We start from the raw sequence: 22564 nt of genomic DNA, 5'->3' as shown, positions 1-22564 counted from the left end.
TTGAACTTAAACGACAACTGGAATACAAATGCAAGCATGCAGGTTGTCAGCTTGAGATAGTAAATGAGAGTTACACTACCCAGACCTGTTCGTGCTGCCTTAAAATAAGTGACAGTAGTCCGAAAGGTAGAGCAGGCTTGCGAATAAGAGGATGGGCTTGTGCTGAGTGTGGCACATGGCATGATAGAGATATCAATGCTGCTAAGAACATCCTTGCGGTCGGGCTTGACCGTCTAGCTGTAGGAATCCCCTCGGTTTAGCGAGGGGAGGAGGTCAACAAAAGGTTATATATATCAAGGTAATTTAATGCTATATAACAAAACCATAAATAACTGCTGAAAGTAAGGGCTCCTGTCATAGGTAGCCCTTAAACTTTGCAATAGGGTTTTATGAAAGCAAATATTTCTAAAGGGTCAGTATTGGCGAAATCAGTGTTAGCACTGGTTTCGCTATTTATGTTAATTCCGGTGATCATTGTCATGCGCTCGTGGCTCGAGCCTATGGCAGACATTTGGTCGCACTTAGCCGAGTTCGTCTTACCTCAAGTCATAAAAAATACGATACTGATCTTAGCACTGGTAACGGTATTGGCGGGTAGCCTAGGCACTTATTTGGCCTGGCTGACAAGCATGTATCGCTTTACAGGGCAAAGATTTTTTGTCTGGGCATTGATGTTACCTTTTGCCATTCCTGCCTATGTATTGGCATTCGTCAGTGTAGGGCTGCTAGATTACAGCGGCTTTATTCAGACCTCTCTTAGAGACATGGGCCTTAGTTGGTCTATCCCTAACATCCGCAGTGTCTGGGGCGCTGGTCTCATTCTCTCCTTAGTTTTCTATCCTTACGTCTATCTTCTAGCCAGACAAGCCTTTTTGTCTCAAGGTCAACGAGCACTAGAAGCCGGTCAAATGCTGGGCCTTACTCGCAATAAATCTTTCTTTAAAGTGGCTTTACCTCAAGCTATGCCTTGGGTAGTGGGCGGCCTGTTATTAACTTGGATGGAAACTTTAGCTGACTTTGGTGCGGTGTCTGTCTTTAATTTAGACACCTTTACCACAGCCATTTATAAATCTTGGTTTGGCTTTTTTAGTCTAACCACAGCCGCACAGCTGGCCGCATTGCTGATTGTTACGGTGTTTATTATTTTGCTTTTAGAACGCTATTGGCAGAAAAAACGCAGCTATCTGCCCAGTGCAGGCAGTCGGCAACGTGAGAAGCTAACCGGGCTTCGTAACCTATGGGCAGTTGTATTCTGTAGTTTTATTTTTATTCTGGCTTTTGGCCTGCCCATGACTCAGCTGTTAATCTGGGTGGTGAAAAACTATCATATTGACTTAGATGCTCGTTATTGGGGCTTTGTTAAAAACACAGTATTAATCGCAGGCACTACTGCCACAGCTATCGCAGCCGTGGCATTGCTGGTGGCTTGGTTATTACGTCATTATCCTAGCCGCAGCAATCAGCTGTTAGTTTCTATGGCCAACTTAGGGTATGCGGTTCCTGGAACGGTACTGGCAGTTGGGGTGTTTATTCCCATCGCTTGGTTAGATAACCTATTAATTGCCCAGAACATTACCAGTGCTCAGGTGTTTAGTGGTAGTGTGATTGTGATGTTATTGGCACTGGCTACTCGCTTTATGACTGTTGGCTTTCAGCCTATTGATAGACAGTTAAACAGACTGACCCCAAGCCAAGAGCAAGCCGCACAGCTATTGACCACCAATCGTTGGCAGCGCTGGCGTAAAGTTTATTTACCGGTAATTAGTCCAGGAGTATTTACCGCCTTAATTATGGTATTTGTTGAAGTCACCAAAGAGATGCCTATTACCTTAATGACCCGCCGCCAAGGCTGGGATACATTAGCCGTAAGGGTGTTTGAAATGACTTCTGAAGGGATGTATGAACGTGCCGCCTTACCGAGTTTGACTATCGTTTTGGTAGGCTTGATTCCTGTTATTTTATTAATTACTCAGTCTGATAAGAGTTAAACTCATTTCAGTATTATGCCTCAAAGCTTGTTTTACTACCTCTTACTCTATAATAGCCTAAGCAAAAAATGGTGAATTCGATGCAGTCAACCTCAGCTCAACAGTCTCAATTAAATTCACACTATTTGACGTTAGATAATATCAGTGTCAGCTTCGGCGAGACTGAGGTAGTAAAGTCATTGTCTATGCAATTAGAGCAAGGGGAGATTGGCTGTCTGCTTGGATTTAGTGGCTGTGGTAAGACAACAGCGCTTCGAGCTATTGCTGGGCTTGAGACGCCCCAAAACGGCAAAGTGGTCCTAAACGGTAAGACTTTGACCGATATCAACCAAGGCAAAATCAAGGTTCAAGTCGTGCCAGCGAAACGCGATATGGGCATGGTATTTCAGGATTACGCTTTATTTAGTCATCTGACAGTAAGTGAAAATATTGGCTTTGGTTTGCACCGCTGGAACAAGGCAGATAGGGTAGCACGCATTAAAGAAATGCTAGAGTTGGTTGAACTAAGCGAACACGCCGATAAGCGCATCAACCAGCTTTCTGGGGGGCAGCAGCAGCGTATTGCTTTGGCTCGAGCACTGGCCCCTAAGCCTGAGCTATTATTGCTCGATGAGCCATTTTCAAACTTAGATATGATGCTTAGAGAATCATTGGCCGCTAAAGTGCGTGATATTCTAAAGCGAACCAATACCACTGCTATTTTGGTGACTCACGATCAGCATGAAGCGTTTGCGATAGCTGATAAAATAGGAGTGATGCATAAAGGCAAGTTGGCACAGTGGGCAACCCCAGATGAGTTATATCATGAGCCCAATAGCCCCTTTATTGCTGAGTTCATCGGAGAGGGGGCGATGATTGATGGCATCATCGAGCAGGGAATCATTAAGACTTCTTTGGGGGATATTAAACGTTATCCTGAGCCGATTCACTCTCATTATCACGAAATGGATTATGAAACTTATTTTGCTCAAGGGGAAGTGTGTGAATATGACTTCCCTAATGGCACCAAAATTAAAGTGTTAATTCGTCCCGATGACATCGTCCATGATGATCACAGTCCGCAGCAGGCCATGGTGGTTGAGCGCGTTTTCCGCGGGGCCAATTTCTTATATCGTTTACGCCTAGATAATGGCGAAGAGGTATTGTCACTGATTTCAAGCCACCATGACCACCCTGTGGGCTCGATGATAGGTTTTCGTCCTTTGATGGCGCATGTGGTGCTGTTTCAAGGCAGTGAATTAGATGTCACCACTTGGCAGCGTATTTAGCGCCAGCACATGAATATAACGTCCTAGCCATTTATAAGGGGCTTGGTCTGAGTAACGCAGCTCCATTTCAATGACCGCTTCTGGATGGCTGTGTCCGCCTCGCTTTAAAGGGGCATAATCATGAAACACCCTTAGACCACTAACTTTATTAATATTAAAGCCTTGCTTTGTAAGCCAGCCTTCTACTTCTTCGTAGCTGACTGGATTATTGGGAGTAAGGCTTTTTTTATTGTCTGATTTAAAGTCAGGATTATTTAATAGATTAAAGTTGCCCATGATTAGATTGCGATACACAAAGCTGGCAGGGTTGTAAAAGCACAAAGACAGAACCCCAGTAGGGGCCAGCCATTTCTTAAAAAAGGGCATAATTTGTTTAGGTTCACCAAGCCATTCCAGCAAGGCATGACATAAAATCAAATCAAAGCCCGCCACAGACTCAGAGGGTAGCTTGCTGTCTAACTCTTGGTACGGACAAACCAGCCACTCAATATCTTCAATGACGGCCAACTGCTTGGCCTGAGTCTTAGCTTCAGTAAGCATGTTGTCAGAGATGTCATTGATAGTCACACTATGACCTTGGGTGGCCAATTCAATAGACAACTGTGCCAAACCTGCACCAACGTCCAGTATTTTTAGTGGGCGATTGAGCTGCTGTGATAACTCGGAGACGACAGCACTAAGATCACGTTTTAATACGGCCAATCTGATGTCGCCTTTTAGCCCGCCATAAACCTTTTTGACAAAATGCTCAGTAATGGGGTCAAAGTTACGATCTTCTGCTGTTGTCATGTGAAGTTACCTAAGTGAGTCAATTAAGATAATGGGGTTAAATTTGTGCTGAATCAGGGATAAAAAAGCCTTGATTGTAACCAACCTATTTGATTTTACCAAGTAATATTATCCTAACTGTGAGGGTGAAAATTGGCTGGGTATTTTAATCTGTAAAAAAACGCTAATTTCACTAAGGAATTGCGAGTTAATGTCAGTAAAACCGCCCGTTTAGGCGTAATTTATGCTAAAATACGGCAGGTTATTATTGGTATAAAAAATTAAAAAATAGTTTGCAGTTTCTTTTCTTTGAAGGGGCATTGATAACCTTCACCAAGAAAGTCAGCTGCCAACATGGAGAGGTATGTATGAGTGATTCGGTCAGTCCTATTGCTATCGTAGATGAGATGAAACAATCTTATCTCGATTATGCGATGAGCGTTATTGTATCTAGAGCTTTACCTGATGTACGAGATGGTCTAAAACCTGTGCATCGCCGCATCATGTACGCCATGCATCAGCTCTCCAATGATTACAATAAGCCTTATAAAAAATCTGCCCGTGTGGTCGGTGACGTAATCGGTAAATACCACCCTCATGGTGATACTGCGGTTTATGATGCCATTGTCCGTATGGCACAGGATTTCAGTTTGCGTTATCCGATGGTTGATGGTCAAGGTAACTTCGGTTCAATCGATGATGACCCTGCCGCTGCGATGCGTTATACCGAAGTACGTATGACGAAGCTGACTCACCAAATGCTTGCTGACCTTGAAAAAGACACAGTAGACTGGGAAGACAACTACGATGGCTCTGAGCGCATGCCTAGTGTGTTGCCGGCTCGTATTCCTAACTTATTGGTGAACGGTGCGACCGGTATTGCGGTCGGTATGGCGACCAATATGGCGCCGCATAACTTAACTGAGGTGCTCAATGCGTGCTTGGCTTATGCCGATAATCCAAACATTTCAAGTGAAGAGCTGACCAACTACATCTCAGGTCCTGATTTCCCTACCGGTGGTATTATCTATGGCCGTGCTGGGATCGTGGATGCTTATCGTACGGGTAAAGGCCGTCTACATATTCGTGGCCGCTATCACATCGAGTCGATGAGTGATACTGGGGTTAACCGCGATCGTGAGCGCATTGTATTTACTGAAATTCCTTATCAGTCAAACAAAGCCAAGCTGATTGAGCGTATTGCAGAACTGGTGCGTGATAAAAAGATTGAAGGCATTTCTGAGATTCGTGATGAGTCTGATAAAGACGGTATGCGTATTGCTATTGACCTTCGCCGCGGTGAAGTGGCAGAGGTTATCGTTAACAACTTGTTCTTACAGACGCCACTAGAATCAAGCTTTAGCATCAACATGGTTGCCCTAGATAACGGTCAGCCAAAACTAATGACACTGCGTCAATTAATCGCAGCGTTCGTGCGTCACCGTCAAGAAGTAGTGACCCGCCGTACAATTTTTGAGCTAAACAAAGCCAAAGCACGTGGTCACCTATTAGAAGGCTTGACCGTTGCACTGGCCAACATTGATGACATTATTGCCACCATTAAAGAGTCGGCCAACCGTGGTGAAGCCCGCGAGAAGCTGTTAGAGCAAATTTGGGACTCAGGCACTGTGGTTGCTATGCTGCAAGCGGCAGGCCGTGGTACTTTAGCGGCAGGTGACTTGCGTTCAGTGCGTCCTGAGTTTATTGAGGGCGAAGATCTGAAGAAGCCATTTGGTCTTATTGATAATGGCAATAACTATCGTTTATCTCTTGAGCAAGTTAACGCCATCTTAGAGATGCAGCTGCACCGTTTAACGGGTCTTGAACAAGACAAACTTACTGAAGAGTATCAAGATTTATTGCGTCAAATCGCTGAACTAGAATCAATTTTAGCTGACTTTGATAAGCTAATGATGGTTATCAAAAATGAGATGCATGAGATTTTAGAGAACTTCGGTGATGAGCGTCGCACAGATATCGTAGACTCTCGCACAGACTTTAGCCGTGAAGACCTAATTCCTGAGCAAACGGTTGTGTTAACTGTGTCTCGTACCGGTTATGCAAAAACTCAGCCAATCAGTGATTATGTGGCACAAAAACGCGGTGGTAAAGGTAAGTCTGCCACAGCGATGAAAGAAGATGACGTGATTGATCATCTGGTAGTGACCTCAACCCATGCTACGGTATTGTGTTTTACTGACAATGGGCGTGTGTTTAGCCTAAGAGGCTTTGAAGTGCCAATCGCGAGTCGTGGCTCTCGAGGTCGTCCACTGGTCAATATTATTGGTCTTGAGCCAGATGAAGCAGTCACTACCATCTTGCCAATTCCTAATTTATCAGAAGAAATTGACAGCCGTTTTGTGTTCTTCGTCACAGCTAACGGTACCGTTAAGCGCGTAGAGTTATCACAATTTGCTAACATCCGTTCAAATGGTCTGATTGCTATTGGCTTAGAAGAAGGTGACAAGCTGGTTTCTGCCCGCATCACCAATGGTGAGCAGCAAGTAATGTTGTTTGCTTCTAGTGGTAAAGCCATTCGCTTTGATGAAAACGATGCTCGTGTTATGGGCCGTACTGCCAAAGGTGTGCGTGGTATGCGCATTGCTGAAAATGAATTCATCAAATCTTTGGTAGTCATTGAAGATGACGTCAAAGAAATCTTAATTGCTTGTGAAAACGGTTATGGTAAGCGTACGCCGGTTGATGAGTTTAATGCTCAGAACCGCGGTGGTGGTGGTGTGATCGCCATTAAGACCAGTGAGCGTAATGGGGCATTAGTTCGTGCCACGAAGGTTCACCCTGAAGACGATATTATCTTAATTTCTAACAAAGGTACCTTGGTACGTACGCCAGTTGCTCAAGTAGCCACTTCAGGTCGTAATACTCAAGGGGTAACTTTGATCCGCTTGGCTAACGATGAAGCTTTAGTTGCTATGGCTCGAGTCGAAGACAGTGGTGAGGAAGATGAGATTGTTGAAGCCATGAAGGATGAAGGCTTATTGGCGGACGATGCTACTGAGGCTTTAGAAAATCAGAATATCGATACAGAAGCTGATGAGAGTGTAGAAGACGATCAGTAGTTTGATAGGGCTTATTTGATAACTGCTATTTGATAAGTACTAAGCGTTGTCTTTAAGCTGTTATACAGCATAGGTTAACAAATAACCCCTATGAGTTGTCGTGATTAAGCTATAGAATGCCGACATAAATATGTTGGCATTTTTTTTGTCCACAAGTTAAGGAAAGTTTATGTCAGATTTACATTTACATCATTTAGAAAACTCTCGATCATTTCGTATTTTGTGGCTATTAGAAGAGCTTGGTGTGGAGTATCAACTCACCAGATATGAGCGTACTAAGTCTTATTTGGCACCCAAAAGCTTAGAGCGTGTCCATCCTTCGGGGAAATCTCCTATCTTGGAGGTTAAGGGACTTAATCCAAAAGACCCAGAGCAAAAGACATGTCTAATAGAGTCAGGTCACATCATTGATTATTTAATGGCCAAATATGACACAGAATATAAGCTTCATCCTAAGCTTGATGCAGAGAGTCAGGCGTGGCGTGATTATGATTTCTGGATGCATTATGCAGAAGCTTCAGCCATGCCAGCTTTGGTAATGCGCTTAGTGTTTAATAAAGTGGTTGAGCGCTCGCCAACTTTAATCAAGCCGATAGCCAAAGGTATTCGTAAGCAAGTTGAAGCGGTGATGATTAGTAAAAATATTAGAATAGCGCTGGATTTAACCGAAGAAAAGCTGTCAAATGACAAATGGTTTGCAGGCAGCGAGTTTAGTGCAGCAGATGTACAAATGGGCTTTTTTATTGAAGCGGCCAATGCAGGACCTGGACTTGATGAAGTTCGATATAATAATATTTTAAATTGGTTAAAGCGCTGTCAGGGCAGAGCTGCCTATAAAGCGGCTGTTGAAAAAGGAGGTAAGCTTGAGTTCTAGTCCTTTAACTCAGGAGAATCAAAAACCAGGGCCTGATAAACCTGAAATTCTAAAAAACTCGAAAACAAAGCTATTTATACTGCTACTTTGTGTGGTCAGCTTCTATGCAGGTTGGCAAGCCAGCCGCTCACATTTGGTAAAAGAATGTCAGTTAGCAGGGGCGCAGGTGACCGTAGAAGAAGGTTTAGTGATTTGTCAGATGCCTCAGTAAGTGGAGGTGAACAGGTATCTCTCTGGCCTTATACTATTTAACCAAAGTTAGGCAGTAAAGCCCGTACCGACGTGTTAGCGTTGACTACGGGCTTTTTTATGCTCAGTGCATTACTTGGTAGTCATCTAAAGATGTTGACAGTGATAAAAATAATGAATTTTGACTTGAAATCAAACCGTTTAGACAGCATATAGATATCAGAAACAAGCAAAGCAAGGGTGCTGGCTAAGGTGATTTTTCAGCCAAAAGTACTTGAAAGTTGCTTAAGATAAACCGATATAAAAAGTATAAATTATTATAAGGATAACTCGATGAGATTTGAAAAGTTCACTCAAAAATTACAGGCGGCTTTGCAACAAGCGCAAAGTCTGGCTATTGGTCGAGACCATACCAGTATTAGCCCGATTCATATTATGGCCGCCCTGTTAGAAGATGAGTCAAATATTTCTGTGTGCCAACAGGCAGGGGCTAGCATCCCAGCGCTAAAAAACGGGGTTGCTAAAGCTTTAGAAAACGAAGCGGTAATCGCCAACCCAACCGGAGAGGTTAATTTAAATGCAGAGTCCGTTCGCATTTTAAACTTAGCCGACCGTCAAGCTCAAAAAGCAGGGGATGAATACATTGCTACTGAGTGGGTCATGCTAATTTTGGCAGAACAAGGCGATACTAAGAAGATTTTTAAAGAGGCAGGGGTTACTTCAGAGAAACTAAAAGCCGTTATTGAACAACTTCGTGGAGAGCAAACCGTGGACAGTCAAAACGCTGAAGACCAACGTGATGCATTAAATAAATATACTGTTAACCTTACAGAACGTGCTGAGATGGGTAAGCTGGACCCAGTGATTGGTCGTGATGAAGAAATTCGTCGTACCATTCAAGTATTGTCTCGCCGTACCAAAAACAACCCAGTGTTGATTGGTGAGCCGGGTGTGGGTAAAACGGCTATTGTTGAAGGCTTAGCACAGAAAATTGTGAATGGGGATGTACCAGAAGGCTTACGTCATAAAGAAGTCTTGTCATTAGACTTAGGCGCACTGATTGCCGGTGCTAAGTATCGTGGTGAATTTGAAGAGCGCTTAAAAAACGTTCTAAATGACTTGGCTAAGCAAGAAGGTAACGTCATCCTATTTATTGACGAGCTACATACCATGGTTGGGGCAGGTAAGACTGACGGTGCTATGGATGCCGGTAACATGTTAAAGCCAGCGCTAGCCCGTGGCGAGCTGCACTGTGTGGGTGCGACCACGCTTGATGAGTACCGTCAATATATCGAAAAAGATGCAGCTTTAGAGCGCCGTTTCCAAAAAGTACTGGTCGATGAGCCAACGGTTGAAGACACCATTGCAATCTTACGCGGTCTAAAAGAGCGTTATGAATTGCACCACGGTGTTGATATTCAGGACAGTGCTATTATTGCTGCTGCGCGTATGAGTCATCGTTACATTACTGACCGTAAGCTGCCAGACAAAGCGATTGACTTGGTGGACGAGGCAGCAAGCCGTCTGCGTATGGAGATGGACAGTAAGCCTGAAGCCTTAGGTAAGTTAGATAGCCGTTTAATTCAGCTAAAAATGCAGCGTGAGGTTTTGAAAAACGAAGAAGACGCTGGTGCTCAAGCGGAACGTCAGCTATTAGATGAGCAAATTGAAGAGCTTGAAAAAGAATATGCCAATCTAAATGAGATCTGGCAAGCAGAAAAAGCACTAGTTAAAGGCAGTCAGCAGCTAAAAGACGAGCTAGATAAAGCCCGTATTGCTTATGACAAAGCCAGTCGTGAAGGCGACTATGAGACCATGAGTAAGCTGCAGTATGAGACCATTCCGCAGTTAGAGAAGCGTATTACGGAATCTGACTTGGCTGAACAAAAACAGCAGTCTGGTGAAGGCGATGAAATTAAATTGCTTCGTAATAAAGTAACAGATAATGAAATCGCTGAAGTTGTGGCTGCTGCGACGGGTATCCCTGTCAATAGAATGCTGCAAGGTGAGCGTGAGAAGATGCTAGCGATGGAAGAGCGTCTACATGAGCGTGTGGTAGGTCAGGATGAAGCAGTACAGTCTGTGGCCAATGCGGTACGTCGTAGCCGTGCGGGTCTATCGGATCCAAACCGTCCCTCAGGTTCGTTCCTATTCTTAGGTCCAACTGGGGTGGGTAAAACTGAGCTGACCAAATCACTGGCGAACTTCTTGTTTGACTCTGAGGATGCCATGGTGCGTATCGACATGAGTGAGTTCATGGAGAAGCACAGTGTGAGCCGTTTGGTGGGTGCACCTCCAGGTTATGTGGGTTATGAAGAGGGTGGTGTATTAACCGAAGCCGTTCGTCGTAAGCCATACAGCGTCATCTTGTTTGATGAGGTAGAAAAAGCGCACCCTGATGTGTTTAACATTCTACTGCAAGTATTGGATGACGGCCGCCTAACCGACTCACAAGGCCGCGTGGTTGACTTCAAAAATACGGTTATCATCATGACCAGTAACTTGGGATCTCACAAGATTCAAGAAATGGCAGGAGATGACTACGAAGAGATTAAATCTGCGGTTATGGAATCTGTGGGTCAGCACTTCCGCCCAGAGTTTGTGAACCGTATTGATGAGATTGTGGTATTCCACCCACTGGGTATGTCACAGATGGCCGGTATTGCTGAAATTCAGTTAGACCGTCTGCGTGATCGCCTCAAAGAGCGTGAAATGGACATCAAGTTGTCACCAGATGCCATGCACATGCTAGTAGCGGTGGGTTATGATCCTGTATATGGAGCACGCCCTCTTAAACGTGCTATCCAGCAGCAGATTGAAAACCCATTGTCACTGAAACTGCTTTCAGGAGAGTTTGTAGCGGGTGATACCATCGTTGTCGATGTGGATGAAGAAGATAACTTACTTTTTTCTAAAGCATAAATACCGATAGGTAAAACGACAATCTACTTAGTCTTTTGTTAAAAAGAACCCCTTATCTACCAAAGTAGGTGAGGGGTTTTTGCTGTCTGTTAATTTTAAAGGATGAGTACATAATTAATAGAGAATATACGCTCATAAAACGCCATTATATTAGTATGGATATTGCTTACCTAGTGGGCATTGTTTATCATGTCAGCTTACAATTTATGGTTATAAGTAAAAAGATATTCGCTTATCTGTCTATAGATTTTCTAATCACTCACTGTCCAATCCGTAAGGAATAAATAATGACTTTAGGTACCCCTTTTAAAAAAACCAAATTAAGTGTTGTATTGCTGGCTACGGTTTTTGCTGCTTCTGCTTGCTACGGTTTTTGCTGCTTCTGCTTGCAGCACCTTACCGTCAGAAACCTCAAATTCTAATGAAAAAACCTCTGTTGTGACTGAGGCAAATAAAGCGCAGATCACAACTACCGCCAGTCAATTAGATACGGCGAGTTGGGCACAAGCTATTAACGCTTGTAGTGATGATTATAAAAAGCTAATCGAACCTGAAATCAAGAAGTTTTCGAGTCAAACACTAAGCTATGATCAACTGTTTGATAAAAGCAGTAACCGTATCGATTTGGCCAATCAACTTGAGCAAACTGAGTCTGTTGAGTGTAAACAACAAGCTCTTGCGATAGTTGAGCAAATGAATCAAGTAAAAGTCGAAGCTGCTCAAAATGAGTTAAATAACCCCAACTTAGCTGAAGCAGATAAAAGAGAGGCCTTATCTAACTTACTTTATGCCCAGCAAGCCTTGTTCTTTAGTTATGTGCGTCACGGTCTGATTGCAGGCGAAGAGCAAGATGTTCAACTGTGGCTACAAGCTAACGATATTTGGAACCAATGGCTAAATGAACCTATCGCTTTTGCTAATGGCGATGCGATGGTAAAAACCTTAATGACCAATAGAGCTTTGATTGCTACTGTGGGTCAACTCACCGACTATTTACAAAACTATTCTACTGAATTAGATCAAAAGCCTAAGAAAAAAGAACTGCTATTGAATCAAACTTTAATTTTCTTAGCTCAGGCTGAAGCCAACAACAGAGACGTTAGACAATCATTAGATAAAGCTGTGGCTTCTCTACCTTGGTTAAAAGAAATGACCACTCAATTAAGCGATAAGCCTCAGACTGATAAAAAGTCGTCAGAAAGTCTCAGTGTAATTGAAACTGAGAAAGCTTTGCTTGAAGTGCTTGAGCGTGATGAGAGTCTATATTTTACTCAGCTACTAAACCTGACTGACTTAAGATATCAAGACTTCAATGAAGACAAACTTCTTGAAAGTGCTAAAACTTTCTTAACCGAAGAGGTTGAAGACTTAGCCCTAAGTGAGCTGTTAGCCGCTATGGATTATGCCAAAATGGGCGATAAGGTTTCTAGTAAGCGCTGGTTAGACAAAGCCTTTGCGCATAATGACATTGCTAATGAGATTTGTCAGATTCAATCTTTAAATCCTGAAAAGCTAAACCCTTTCTTCAATGAAAAAAATGGCAAATGGCTATTGGCTGAAATTAATAAGCAGTGCAGCTAAGTTCTAATACTTAAAACCTGTTGCTGTATTCATAACTCATAAGTAAAAAAAAGGCCCAGTATTAAATACTGGGTCTTTTTTTATGGCTATTTTATTGTTATATATAATCATTATCTTTTAGTAGAATTTAATAATTTAGAAAATAAAAAATATAGACCCTTTTTCACAAAAAAAATCAATTATGCAATTAACATTTGTTAACTTATTGATGTAAAGCTGTGACTTAAATTGCTATACAGGCTTTGCGTTGATACAGTGATTTCTTTTTTGACAGGTAAAAACACAAATGAGTGAGTTAAAAACTGGGCGTTTAGGACCATTTCCTAAGGTTAATAAGCCTGTATTTATAGCCTCAGTTGTATTGATTCTTGGTTTTATTATATTTGGGGCATTGTTTCAGGAAATGGCGAATACGCTGTTTACTGAAATGCAAAGCTTTATTACCCACAGATTTGGGTGGTTCTTTATCGTCGTGATGAATGCTGCTGTAGTGATCTGTCTGTATCTAATTTTTAGTAGATACGGAGATATTAGGCTTGGGCATCAGACTGAAGCACCACAATATAGTCTACCTTCATGGATAGGTATGCTTTTCTCTGCAGGTATTGGTATCGGTATTATGTACTGGGGTACTGCCGAACCTGTGTATCACTTCATGGCACCGCCGCTGGGTGAAAAAGAAACTGTTGAAGCTGCTAAGCAAGCAATGAACATCTCTTTTTTACACTACGGGATACATGCTTGGGCAATTTATGCCTTTGTGGCACTGGCTTTGGCTTATTTCCACTTTCGCCGTGGGTTACCCTTAGCGATACGTTCCGCTTTATATCCTATTTTGGGTAAAAGAATTAATGGCCGTTGGGGCCATACCGTAGATACGTTAGCCGTATTCGGTACTATGTTCGGGGTGGTTACAACCTTAGGCCTAGGGGTGCTGCAGATCAACTCAGGTCTAGAAGGTCTTTTTGGTCTACCCAATAACATTACGGCACAAATTATCTTAATCGCTATGATTACTTTATTGGCCTGTGGCTCATTAATGATGGGCTTGGATAAAGGTATTAAGCGGTTAAGTGATATTAATATTTTACTTACTTTCTTATTGCTGACGTTCGCTTTTGTATTGGGTCCTACTCAATATATCATCGATAGTTTTGTAGAAAATATTGGTAACTATGTCCAAAATATCGTACAACTGGCATTTTGGAATGAAGCTTATTCTAAGACAGATTGGCAATCGGCTTGGACTATTTTCTACTGGGCATGGTGGGTAAGTTGGTCTCCATTTGTGGGGGTATTTATTGCCCGTATCAGCCGTGGTCGTACCATTCGTGAGTTCTTACTTGGGGTACTGTTTGTTCCTATGGCCATCTTATTCTTCTGGTTCACAACCTTTGGTGGTGTGGCAGTGAATATGGAGCTGTTAGGAAATCCAGGCTTTATCGAAGTAGTACAAAATGATTATGGTAATGCTATCTTTAAGCTAATGGAGTTTTATCCTTTCACTAAAGCTACGACTATGCTGATTATCATTATGATTGTCCTGTGGTTTGTGACCTCATCGGACTCAGCCAGCTTCGTGATTGATATGCTAACTTCAGGTGGTGATGCCAACCCTCCTAAAATTCAGCGTCTATTTTGGGCAGTGACGCAAGGTTTGGTAGCGGCTATCTTATTGGCAGCTGGTGGGTTAGGTGCACTACAGGCTGCAGCTATTGTGGCAGGTTTCCCCTTTGCTGTGGTGATAGTGGTGATGATGTACTCATTAATGCGTGGCTTAAGTCGCGATAGACTGATCTTATATCGTGCTCAGCTAAGGTTTATCACCGAAGAGTCTGCTGAACATAACACAGCCGATGAGTTCGTGGATGAAGAGTTATTGAAGGGTCCGCCGAAGATTGTTTCTGGTGACTAATTTTCAATAAAACTACTAGTATCCGTTTATTTATATAAACAATAAAAAAGGCCAATTCCATCGAATTGGCCTTTTTGTTTTTTACTTTATTTCAAATTTAATTAGTGAGTAGGCAGTCCTGTACCACATTCACCGGGAGTATGGCTAATGGCTGTGGGTGTGGTGCAGGCAGTACAAGCATTGCCCGCAGTCTTGTAGCTGATTTGACCATCAGGGGCTTTGTGTTTAACACAAACAGGGTCATATTGCATGGTACACATTACCTCTGCTTTCTCTGGTGTAAATGGGCCACACTGTGCTGCTTTGACGTTGTGAGCATCGGGCAGCGTAGTAGTTGGGGTAGGCGTCTGGGTGTTAGGTGAGTTGGAATCCTCTGTAATCATACAACCTGTCACTAGTAAACCCGTAGTAAGCGATAAAGCTATGAGCTTAGCGATACCAAATCGCTTATGCTGGTTGTCATTCTTGAATCCTTTCATGATAGTACCTCATCCTAATTGAGTGGTAGTAGGCTTATATCTTAGCAAAAAAAATAGCCCACCAAGGGTGAGCTATTTATCTATCTTGTATTTAAATTATTGCTGCTCTTTTAATTGATTAAAAAGACTGATTAGCAAAATTGCTACTTTTGTTCTGAGCCAGTTTGTACGTATTTATCAAAGTTGTCCGCATAATCATCTAAGTTATCGCTTAACATTTGACGATATTGTTTTGCATAGAACTCAATAATTTCATTTTTCTCTTTGGCTAAGTCACTGCCTTTAACGAAGCCGATAGAAGCAACTGATGCGCTATAACGAGCCGCAGCGTACAATAATGAGGCACCAACTTGTCCTGAGTGGGCTTCTGAGCCTAACTGGCTATTAGCAAGCTCAATGATGGCATCAGCACGCTTGTAAAAAGCTTCGATGTCTTTTGATAGCTTAGGATTTTCGTTGTTAGGAATATCGGTCATAATAATCAACTTTAACTTTTATTAATTAAATAGGGGGAATGCAGCACCAAAGCTTGTTTATGTGCTGCATCAAAAGGGGTTAATTAGATATTAGCGTCAGCTCTTAATAGGTCTGCTTTGTCTGTTTTTTCCCAAGTGAAAGCAGTCTCGCTACCTTCACGGCCAAAGTGACCATAAGTAGCTGTCTGCTGATACATAGGCTGTAGCAGATTTAGCATATGGGTAATGCCATAAGGGCGTAGGTCGAAGTGAGTACGGATAAGCTCAATAATAACCTCACGGTTCACTTTGGCAGTACCAAAAGTATTTACTGCAATTGAAGTTGGCTCAGCAACACCAATGGCGTAACTGATTTGAACTTCACAGCGCTCAGCAAGACCAGCAGCTACGATGTTTTTGGCCACATAACGACCTGCATACGCTGCACTGCGGTCAACTTTTGATGGGTCTTTACCACTGAAAGCACCGCCGCCGTGACGTGCCATACCACCGTAAGTATCTACGATAATTTTACGACCTGTTAAACCAGCATCGCCCACAGGTCCACCGATAACGAATTTACCTGTTGGGTTGATATGATAGCGAGTGTCTTTATGCAGCAGCTCAGCTGGGATAACTTGCTTGATAATGCTTTCCATTACCGCTTCATGCAAATCTGCTTGAGACACATCGGGATCATGTTGAGTAGATAGAACCACAGCATCAATCGCTGAAGGAATGCCATTGGCATACTTTAAGGTAACTTGTGCTTTGGCATCAGGGCGTAACCAAGATAATTCACCAGAGCGGCGTAACTTAGACTGACGCTCCATTAGGCGGTGTGCATATTCGATTGGCGCTGGCATTAACACTTCAGTTTCATTGCTAGCATAGCCAAACATTAACCCTTGGTCACCAGCACCTTGGTCTTCTGGGTTTTGACGGTCAACGCCTTGGGCGATTTCAGGCGATTGTTTGCCAATCATATTGATAACCGCACAGGTATTGCCATCAAATCCTAAGTCTGAATGGTTGTAACCAATTTCATTAACCGTGTCACGAACAATGCGTTCGATATCGATGTTGGCAGTGGTTGAAATTTCACCGGCTAAAACTACTGCCCCTGTTTTAACTAAGGTTTCACAGGCCACACGGGCGTGTAAGTCTTCACGCATAATTGCATCAAGCAGAGCATCTGAAATTTGGTCTGCCATTTTATCGGGATGGCCTTCACTTACAGATTCTGAGGTAAAAAGTTGATAGTCATGCATAGTAGGAGAGTCACTTATATTCAGGATTCAGGAGCTTGGATTTGGGAATTGAGATTTTAGCACGGCGATGACGCATAAAAGGTCATTACGGTATGACGGTAAAATCAAACAAGATAATCATAAAAATTTAAATAGCCTATTTTACCCTTAACTCACTGAAAACTCTAGTGACTTGACGCTATTGATAGGGTTATGTGCTAGATAATAGCTATTAAAGCAGGTAAGGCCATTATTACAGCTCAGCGAATGCCTGTTTGTCTTTAAACATGCATTCTTCATAAACTGGGCAGGCTCCGCATTTAGGGGTACGGGCTTGACACGTATAGCGGCCATGTAAGATTAGATAATGATGTGCATCTAGAATAAAGTCCTCAGGCACACGCTCAAGTAGTCTTTGTTCAACGGCCAGCACGGTTTTGCCAGTGGCAAGTCCCGTGCGGTTACTGACTCGAAAAATATGGGTATCCACTGCCATAGTAGGCTGTCCAAAGGCAGTGTTTAGTACCACATTGGCGGTTTTTCGACCCACGCCTGCCAGCGCCTCTAAGTCTTTACGGTTGTCTGGTACTTCACTGTTATGCTTGTCGATTAAGTCTTTGCAAGCCTTGATGACATTTTTGGCTTTGGAATTAAATAGACCTATGGTCTTAATATATTCTTTTAAGCCCTCTTCCCCTAAAGCGTAAATGGCTTCTGGCGTGTTGGCCACAGGAAAAAGCTTACGAGTAGCTAGGTTGACGCTGACATCCGTGGCTTGTGCTGACAAGATAACCGCAATAAGCAGCTCAAAGTTGCTGCTGTATTCAAGCTCAGTCACTGGCTCATCTATCGCTGCTGCTAACTTCTCAAAAAAGGGTCCCACATTACGATTGGGTAACCGTCTTGAAGGAGGGGTATGGGCGGTTTTATGCTTAACAACTTTACTCATATTATCACTCACTATTCTCCAAGCTCAGCTAACTGCTGTTTTAAGTCGTCTAATTCTGCCTGCTTGCTGTCATTAGGACGGACACTTAATTGCTTCTCTAGCTTTTTGATTTTGGTACGTAGCTTGGCCCCAGCGATAGTAGCTTTAGCTTTAGAGGTATCGATATCTAAGCTTTGGTGTGACGCATTACCTATCATGGTCTCAATGACACTGGTAACTGGCTTAGAGTGAGTCTTGTCTGCCATTTGGTCTGCCACACGATTGAGATGATTGTGATAGCGATATCGAAGATGAGCTTGCTCTTTGTCTCTAAACTCTACCGTTTCAGTGGCAGGGTCACGAGGTACTTCGACCAGATCGATACAGTCTACAGGGCAGGGCGGTAGACATAACTCACAGCCGGTACATAAGTCACTGATGATGGTATGCATGTGTTTGCCAGTACCGATAATGGCGTCAACTGGGCAGGCTGGAATGCACTTAGTACACCCAATACAATCATCTTCTCGTATCACAGCACGCACTTCAGTAGGACGACTGGTATTAGGATCGACGGGCCAAGGAGACGGGCGAGCTGGTAGGGGCTCTTTGTCTAGTATTCTTGCGATGGTGTCGCTAACAGGCTGACCTCCTGGCACACATTTATTATGCGGCTCATTATCCACCACCATGGCAATGGCGTAGGGCAAACAGCCTTCAGGGTGGTCACATAGCCCACATTGAGTCTGAGGCAAGGTGGCATCAACCGTAGCAATCTTGTCACGTTGGTTCTGTGTCAGGCGCTCAAGCCCAAAGCGATTAAATAGGATAGGAAGGTCGTCTAATCGGTCAGTGCTCACGAGTACCTCATAATAAATAACGAATAAATAACTTAAAAGTCAGTACCGATGGGTACTGACCAAAGCCGTATTGTAATACTTTAAGAGCCATTAGTTAATGGTTGAATAGTTCAGTTAAGCTTCGATTGGCGGTATAAACCGCTTGTTTAACAGTTGGCTGACCTAGCTGCTGACTGCTAAGCTGATGGTCTGTCGCCAATAAAATATCGGCTATTTTTGCAAAGTTGCTATATTTTTCTGTACCAGATTGAACTCGGCTACTGCTGTTAATCAACTCACTGTTTTCAAGCGTTAACCCCAAGCGATTGATGGTGTTGGCGGCATCGGTTAACTGTAAAAAACGCAGCGCCCCAGCAATTAGTTTTAAATTTTCGGGAATGTCTTGTAATGCTTCATTGTCTGTAGAGTCAGCCGACTTGCTAGTTGGCAATGTATCTACAAAGTCACTGATACGATGTTCCAAATCACTTATTAGCTGACGAGTCTCTTTGATTAAGTCTAAATAAGCGCTATCCAATTGATGAATTGAGATGTTGGCATTATTTAACTGTTGCAGTTGAGCGGTTGGGGTATGTGACTTTGATAAAGTCAGAGCGGCATTTTCAGCAACCATCAGTCTGTTTAATAATTGATCCAACTCAGCAGCACTAGGCGCTAACCAGCTACTGACCTCTTTGACTGAATCACGTAAGGCTTGGCTGGCTTGTTGCAAGTTTAAAATTTGTAGCGTTGAGGCCAGGCTAGATAGCTTTTCGGCTATAGGCTGGAAGCTATCTGATTTTAATGCGCCTTCTGATGGGATAGAGTGATTTACCAACTCATTAATATCGTTTTTAACGGCATCAATCTCTTGCTGAATCAGCTCATTAATTGTAGAAGTGATTTTTTGATCTGGACCTTGTAAGAAGTACTTTAGCTCTGTTAACTGTCCTTGATCCAGCTGGTTTTCTTTGAGCTGTATTTTTAGCTCATTGGCCCAGTTGTTGTTTTGCTTGCAGGCAAAACTAACCAAGTCTGCAAATCTTCTGTCATCAGCTGGCAAGTAGCTTTGAAATTGTTGGTCGATAAAGATGTAAAGACTCTTTTTGGCTTCATTTAAGGGAAGTAGCTTTCGGATATCTTGGGTAACGGCAGCTGCAGCCCGCCAAAATAGTGTTTTTGATTGATTGGCTATTAAGGCACATGCCGTATACATGACCTCAGTTTTTTTAAGGTCGCTATCTGATAGAGAACTGCTATCGGCTGCAAGAACTACGGCTAAGCCGGCTCTATAAGCAGTAGTCAGTAAATCGCTATTAAGCCCTAAGTCTTCAACAGATTGAAAGTTCTGCGCGGGATTGGCCACACTGACATAATGATAGTTATCAGCGGCAAAACGCTCATTTCCTACGTCGGTAACGGCGGCTTTACCAATTAATGAGTGAATATCATTAATCGCTTCAAGCAGTAGGCTAGGCTCTACGGTCTCTTGTAGTAAGACAAATTCTATATAGCGTGATAAAGTTATCATGCCCTGGGCTAAGCTTAAGATTAAGCGCTCATCACCACTGTCAGCTTTATCATAAAGAGACTGCATGCCTTCAGATAGTGCATAAGCTAAGTCGCTACCACCATGCAAAGATATCAATTGCAGAACAGAAGCCAACTGTTTTAGCATCGCCACAGAATCCAGCAATAAAGGTGCTTGCTCAGAGTCATCATTGAATTCGCTTAAATGCTGCTCTGCGGTCTGTAAAATAGTTTGTATTTCTGAGCGTAACAAATAGAGCGAAGTTAAATCGAAGTTAGTGATGCTGATGGTATTCACTGCAGTGTGGCTTTGCTTGCTGGAAATCATATAAATTACCAATTAATAAAGGAGTCCATTGTGGTTTTGCACAGGTACGCGAGTATGTCCCTATTGCGTAGCAGTCACTTTATTATAATTGGCGTCATCTAGCAATCACCATCAACAAATCACTTTTAATCTAAGCGTATAAAAACTATCTAAGCACTCCATCAGTCTAGAGTAAGACTAAGATCCAATAAATAAATTATTGGCCATGATAGGGTCTATGTTTAAGCGACTTGAGTAAGGCTGCTGACCTAAAATAGGTTTTTGGAATAACAGGTTTGAGGCTTTTGTGGCATCATCAATACTATAAAAGCAGCCCACACCTTGGGTCTCAGCCAGCTTTGGGTGCTTTTTAAACATTTTGGCTACCCAGCTTACATGATCGCTAATTTGGGTCTTAGCACTTAGTATCTGTGCTGCTAGGTGACTAAAGTCAGCATGCGAGCCATGACCTTCAGACCGAGTATCTTCATCGATAGCTAGAGCGACCTGACCACCCGTCATCGCTAAATAAACTTCGGCTAGAATCTCCGAGTCAAGCAAAGCGCCGTGGAAGGTACGGTCCATTTTACCCACATTAAGACGGCGTACTAAAGCGTCTAGGGTGTTCTTTTGACCAGGGTACTGCTGTTTGGCCATCACCAACGAGTCAGTTACGGTTATTTTTTCAGCAAAATCTGTCAGCCCAACTTTATCAAACTCCATCGATAAGAAGCTGATATCAAATGGCGCGTTATGGGCAATGACCTCAGCCCCTAGCATAAACTCATAAAGAGGCTTGGCAACGTCTTTAAATTTAGGTTTATCAGCCAAAAAGGCTTCTGAGATGCCGTGAACTCTAATAACCTCATCATCCATACCACGCTCAGGGTTGATATAGACGTGCAGTTTTTCACCAGTAAACTTACGGTTAACCAACTCGATGATACCCACCTCAATCACTCGGTCGCCTTTTAAAGCATCTAGACCTGTGGTCTCAGTATCCATAATCAACTGACGGCCCGTCTGTCCTCTGTTAATAGGCTCAGGCAGTAGCGGTTTAAAATGAGGGTTGGCCCGGCTGGTATCCCCATCAAACTCAATTTCTTCAACCTCTGGCTCGTTAGTTGCTTGAGGCTGTTGTTGTGCTTGGGCTGTTTGACCTGTCCCAGCCTCATTGGTTTGTAAGTTTGGTGTTGGTTGGCTTTGAGAATTACCAAACTGTGCTGCCAAAGCAGCCTCTTCTTCAGGGGACATCTCATCAAAACCTAAAGGATCATCTTTAATCCAATCGCTGTCGTTTTGAAAGGTATTATTTTCCGAGTTATTCATATTACTTGGGGATCTCGTTATGTTATCTGGATGATCATTTTGCTCATCAAAAAGGGGAGAGGTCTGTATTTGTGCCTCTGAAGTCGCTATATTCTGTGAATTATTTAGTTTTTTTTTAAGCTCATCGCTGTCATTAGCAGGGGAGGCCGTAGATTCAGAAGAAGATAAAATGCCGCGGTTGGCCAGCTCATCTGCCTTTTCGTTGCCTTCATGACCTGCATGACCTTTTACCCAATGCCAGCTAACATCACGGCTGGCTTGTAGGGCATCAAGGCGTTGCCAAAGTTCTTGGTTTTTGACCGGTTTATTGCCAGATGTTTTCCAGCCCTTTTTTTTCCAGCCTTGAATCCAAGAGGTAATGCCATTTTTAACGTAGCTTGAGTCGGTCCAAATCTCTAGATGTTGATCATGCGGGCTTTTTTCTAAAGCCATAATCGCGCCCATCAACTCCATTTGGTTGTTGGTGGTGTGAGTTTCGCCGCCAAAATGCTCAACTTGACGACCATCACTATGCACCAAAAAAGCACCCCAACCCCCAGGGCCAGGATTACCTTTGCAGGCACCATCAGTAAAAGCAACAGTGGTATTGGGCTTTGGATTAAGAACAGACATAGCGACTCGCATTGGCTAAAATAGGATAAAAATAGTTAAGCGCTAGTATAGCAAATAAGACCTCCTTATTTGAGCTTACCGTTCCGAAAAACTTACCTAAGCCTACTCACATAGTTTTAGAGTTTTCTTCCTGCTTCATAGACGTCTGCCATTGTGATTACACTCAGGTCTTACATCGTCTCCACAGGCTAACACGGTGGAACTCACCGCTTTTTTTAACCCATCAGTGATGGGTTAACACTTTCTCTGC

The 22564-nt window shown here is 43.0% G+C and carries 17 protein-coding genes; 9 read left to right on the top strand and 8 right to left on the bottom strand.

Annotated features, from left to right (window positions below; genetic code table 11):
- From A1232T_RS04360 to A1232T_RS04350, 3 genes are all read left to right on the top strand, one after another.
- A partial coding sequence (locus A1232T_RS04360; RefSeq protein WP_077448225.1) for a zinc ribbon domain-containing protein occupies positions 1-260 on the top strand: 260 nt, incomplete at its 5' end.
- 129 nt (positions 261-389) lie between these two features.
- Entirely contained in the window at positions 390-1988 is a 1599-nt protein-coding gene (locus A1232T_RS04355; RefSeq protein WP_077448224.1) for an ABC transporter permease, read from the top strand.
- A gap of 80 nt (positions 1989-2068) precedes the next feature.
- The gene (locus A1232T_RS04350; RefSeq protein WP_244152370.1) at positions 2069-3256 is read left to right on the top strand and encodes an ABC transporter ATP-binding protein; all 1188 of its coding nucleotides are present in this window, start codon (positions 2069-2071) and stop codon (positions 3254-3256) included.
- On the opposite strand, the gene A1232T_RS04345 is transcribed toward A1232T_RS04350, so the two are convergent.
- Complete coding sequence (locus A1232T_RS04345; RefSeq protein ID WP_077448222.1) at positions 3227-4045, bottom strand: methyltransferase domain-containing protein; 819 nt, start codon at positions 4043-4045, stop codon at positions 3227-3229. The two genes, A1232T_RS04350 and A1232T_RS04345, sit on opposite strands and share 30 nt — an antisense overlap.
- A gap of 347 nt (positions 4046-4392) precedes the next feature.
- Here A1232T_RS04345 and gyrA point away from each other — a divergent pair, with 347 nt between their 5' ends.
- From gyrA to A1232T_RS04315, 6 genes are all read left to right on the top strand, one after another.
- Positions 4393-7104, top strand: a complete 2712-nt coding sequence (gene gyrA, locus A1232T_RS04340; RefSeq protein ID WP_077448221.1) for a DNA gyrase subunit A — start codon at positions 4393-4395, stop codon at positions 7102-7104.
- Positions 7105-7273: 169 nt separating this feature from the next.
- Entirely contained in the window at positions 7274-7978 is a 705-nt protein-coding gene (locus A1232T_RS04335) for a glutathione S-transferase (protein ID WP_077448220.1), read from the top strand.
- Positions 7968-8189: a hypothetical protein gene (locus A1232T_RS04330; RefSeq protein WP_077448219.1), complete on the top strand. Its 222-nt coding sequence runs from the start codon at positions 7968-7970 to the stop codon at positions 8187-8189. The genes A1232T_RS04335 and A1232T_RS04330 overlap by 11 nt, the downstream gene beginning before the upstream one ends.
- A 311-nt stretch (positions 8190-8500) precedes the next feature.
- The gene (clpB, locus tag A1232T_RS04325; protein ID WP_077448218.1) at positions 8501-11089 is read left to right on the top strand and encodes an ATP-dependent chaperone ClpB; all 2589 of its coding nucleotides are present in this window, start codon (positions 8501-8503) and stop codon (positions 11087-11089) included.
- 348 nt (positions 11090-11437) lie between these two features.
- Positions 11438-12670: a hypothetical protein gene (locus A1232T_RS04320; protein ID WP_077448217.1), complete on the top strand. Its 1233-nt coding sequence runs from the start codon at positions 11438-11440 to the stop codon at positions 12668-12670.
- A 286-nt stretch (positions 12671-12956) separates the two neighbouring features.
- On the top strand, positions 12957-14585 hold the full coding sequence (locus tag A1232T_RS04315; RefSeq protein ID WP_077448216.1) for a BCCT family transporter: 1629 nt from the start codon (positions 12957-12959) through the stop codon (positions 14583-14585).
- A 101-nt stretch (positions 14586-14686) separates the two neighbouring features.
- Here A1232T_RS04315 and A1232T_RS04310 read toward each other — a convergent pair whose 3' ends face one another.
- The 7 genes from A1232T_RS04310 to dnaQ form a co-directional block, all read right to left on the bottom strand.
- A complete protein-coding gene (locus A1232T_RS04310; RefSeq protein ID WP_077448215.1) occupies positions 14687-15064 on the bottom strand; it encodes a hypothetical protein in 378 nt (125 codons plus the stop codon).
- A gap of 143 nt (positions 15065-15207) precedes the next feature.
- Entirely contained in the window at positions 15208-15540 is a 333-nt protein-coding gene (locus tag A1232T_RS04305) for a DUF3144 domain-containing protein (RefSeq protein WP_077448214.1), read from the bottom strand.
- Between the two features lie 83 nt (positions 15541-15623).
- Positions 15624-16790 carry a methionine adenosyltransferase gene (gene metK / locus A1232T_RS04300; protein WP_077448213.1) on the bottom strand — a complete coding sequence of 389 codons (1167 nt, stop codon included), beginning with the start codon at positions 16788-16790 and terminating at the stop codon, positions 15624-15626.
- Positions 16791-17022: 232 nt separating this feature from the next.
- On the bottom strand, positions 17023-17718 hold the full coding sequence (gene nth, locus A1232T_RS04295) for an endonuclease III (RefSeq protein ID WP_077448226.1): 696 nt from the start codon (positions 17716-17718) through the stop codon (positions 17023-17025).
- 11 nt (positions 17719-17729) lie between these two features.
- Positions 17730-18557 carry an RnfABCDGE type electron transport complex subunit B gene (locus tag A1232T_RS04290; RefSeq protein ID WP_077448212.1) on the bottom strand — a complete coding sequence of 276 codons (828 nt, stop codon included), beginning with the start codon at positions 18555-18557 and terminating at the stop codon, positions 17730-17732.
- A 94-nt stretch (positions 18558-18651) separates the two neighbouring features.
- Positions 18652-20394 (bottom strand): hypothetical protein, encoded by a 1743-nt coding sequence (locus A1232T_RS04285; protein WP_077448211.1) that lies wholly within the window; start codon positions 20392-20394, stop codon positions 18652-18654.
- Positions 20395-20571: 177 nt separating this feature from the next.
- The gene (gene dnaQ, locus A1232T_RS04280) at positions 20572-22314 is read right to left on the bottom strand and encodes a DNA polymerase III subunit epsilon (protein WP_077448210.1); all 1743 of its coding nucleotides are present in this window, start codon (positions 22312-22314) and stop codon (positions 20572-20574) included.
- Positions 22315-22564 lie beyond the last annotated feature (250 nt).

This window comes from Psychrobacter pasteurii (genome assembly GCF_900162815.1).
Lineage (GTDB): Bacteria > Pseudomonadota > Gammaproteobacteria > Pseudomonadales > Moraxellaceae > Psychrobacter > Psychrobacter pasteurii.
Note: the sequence above shows the minus strand (reverse complement) of the source record. Positions and strands in the feature narration are given on the sequence as shown.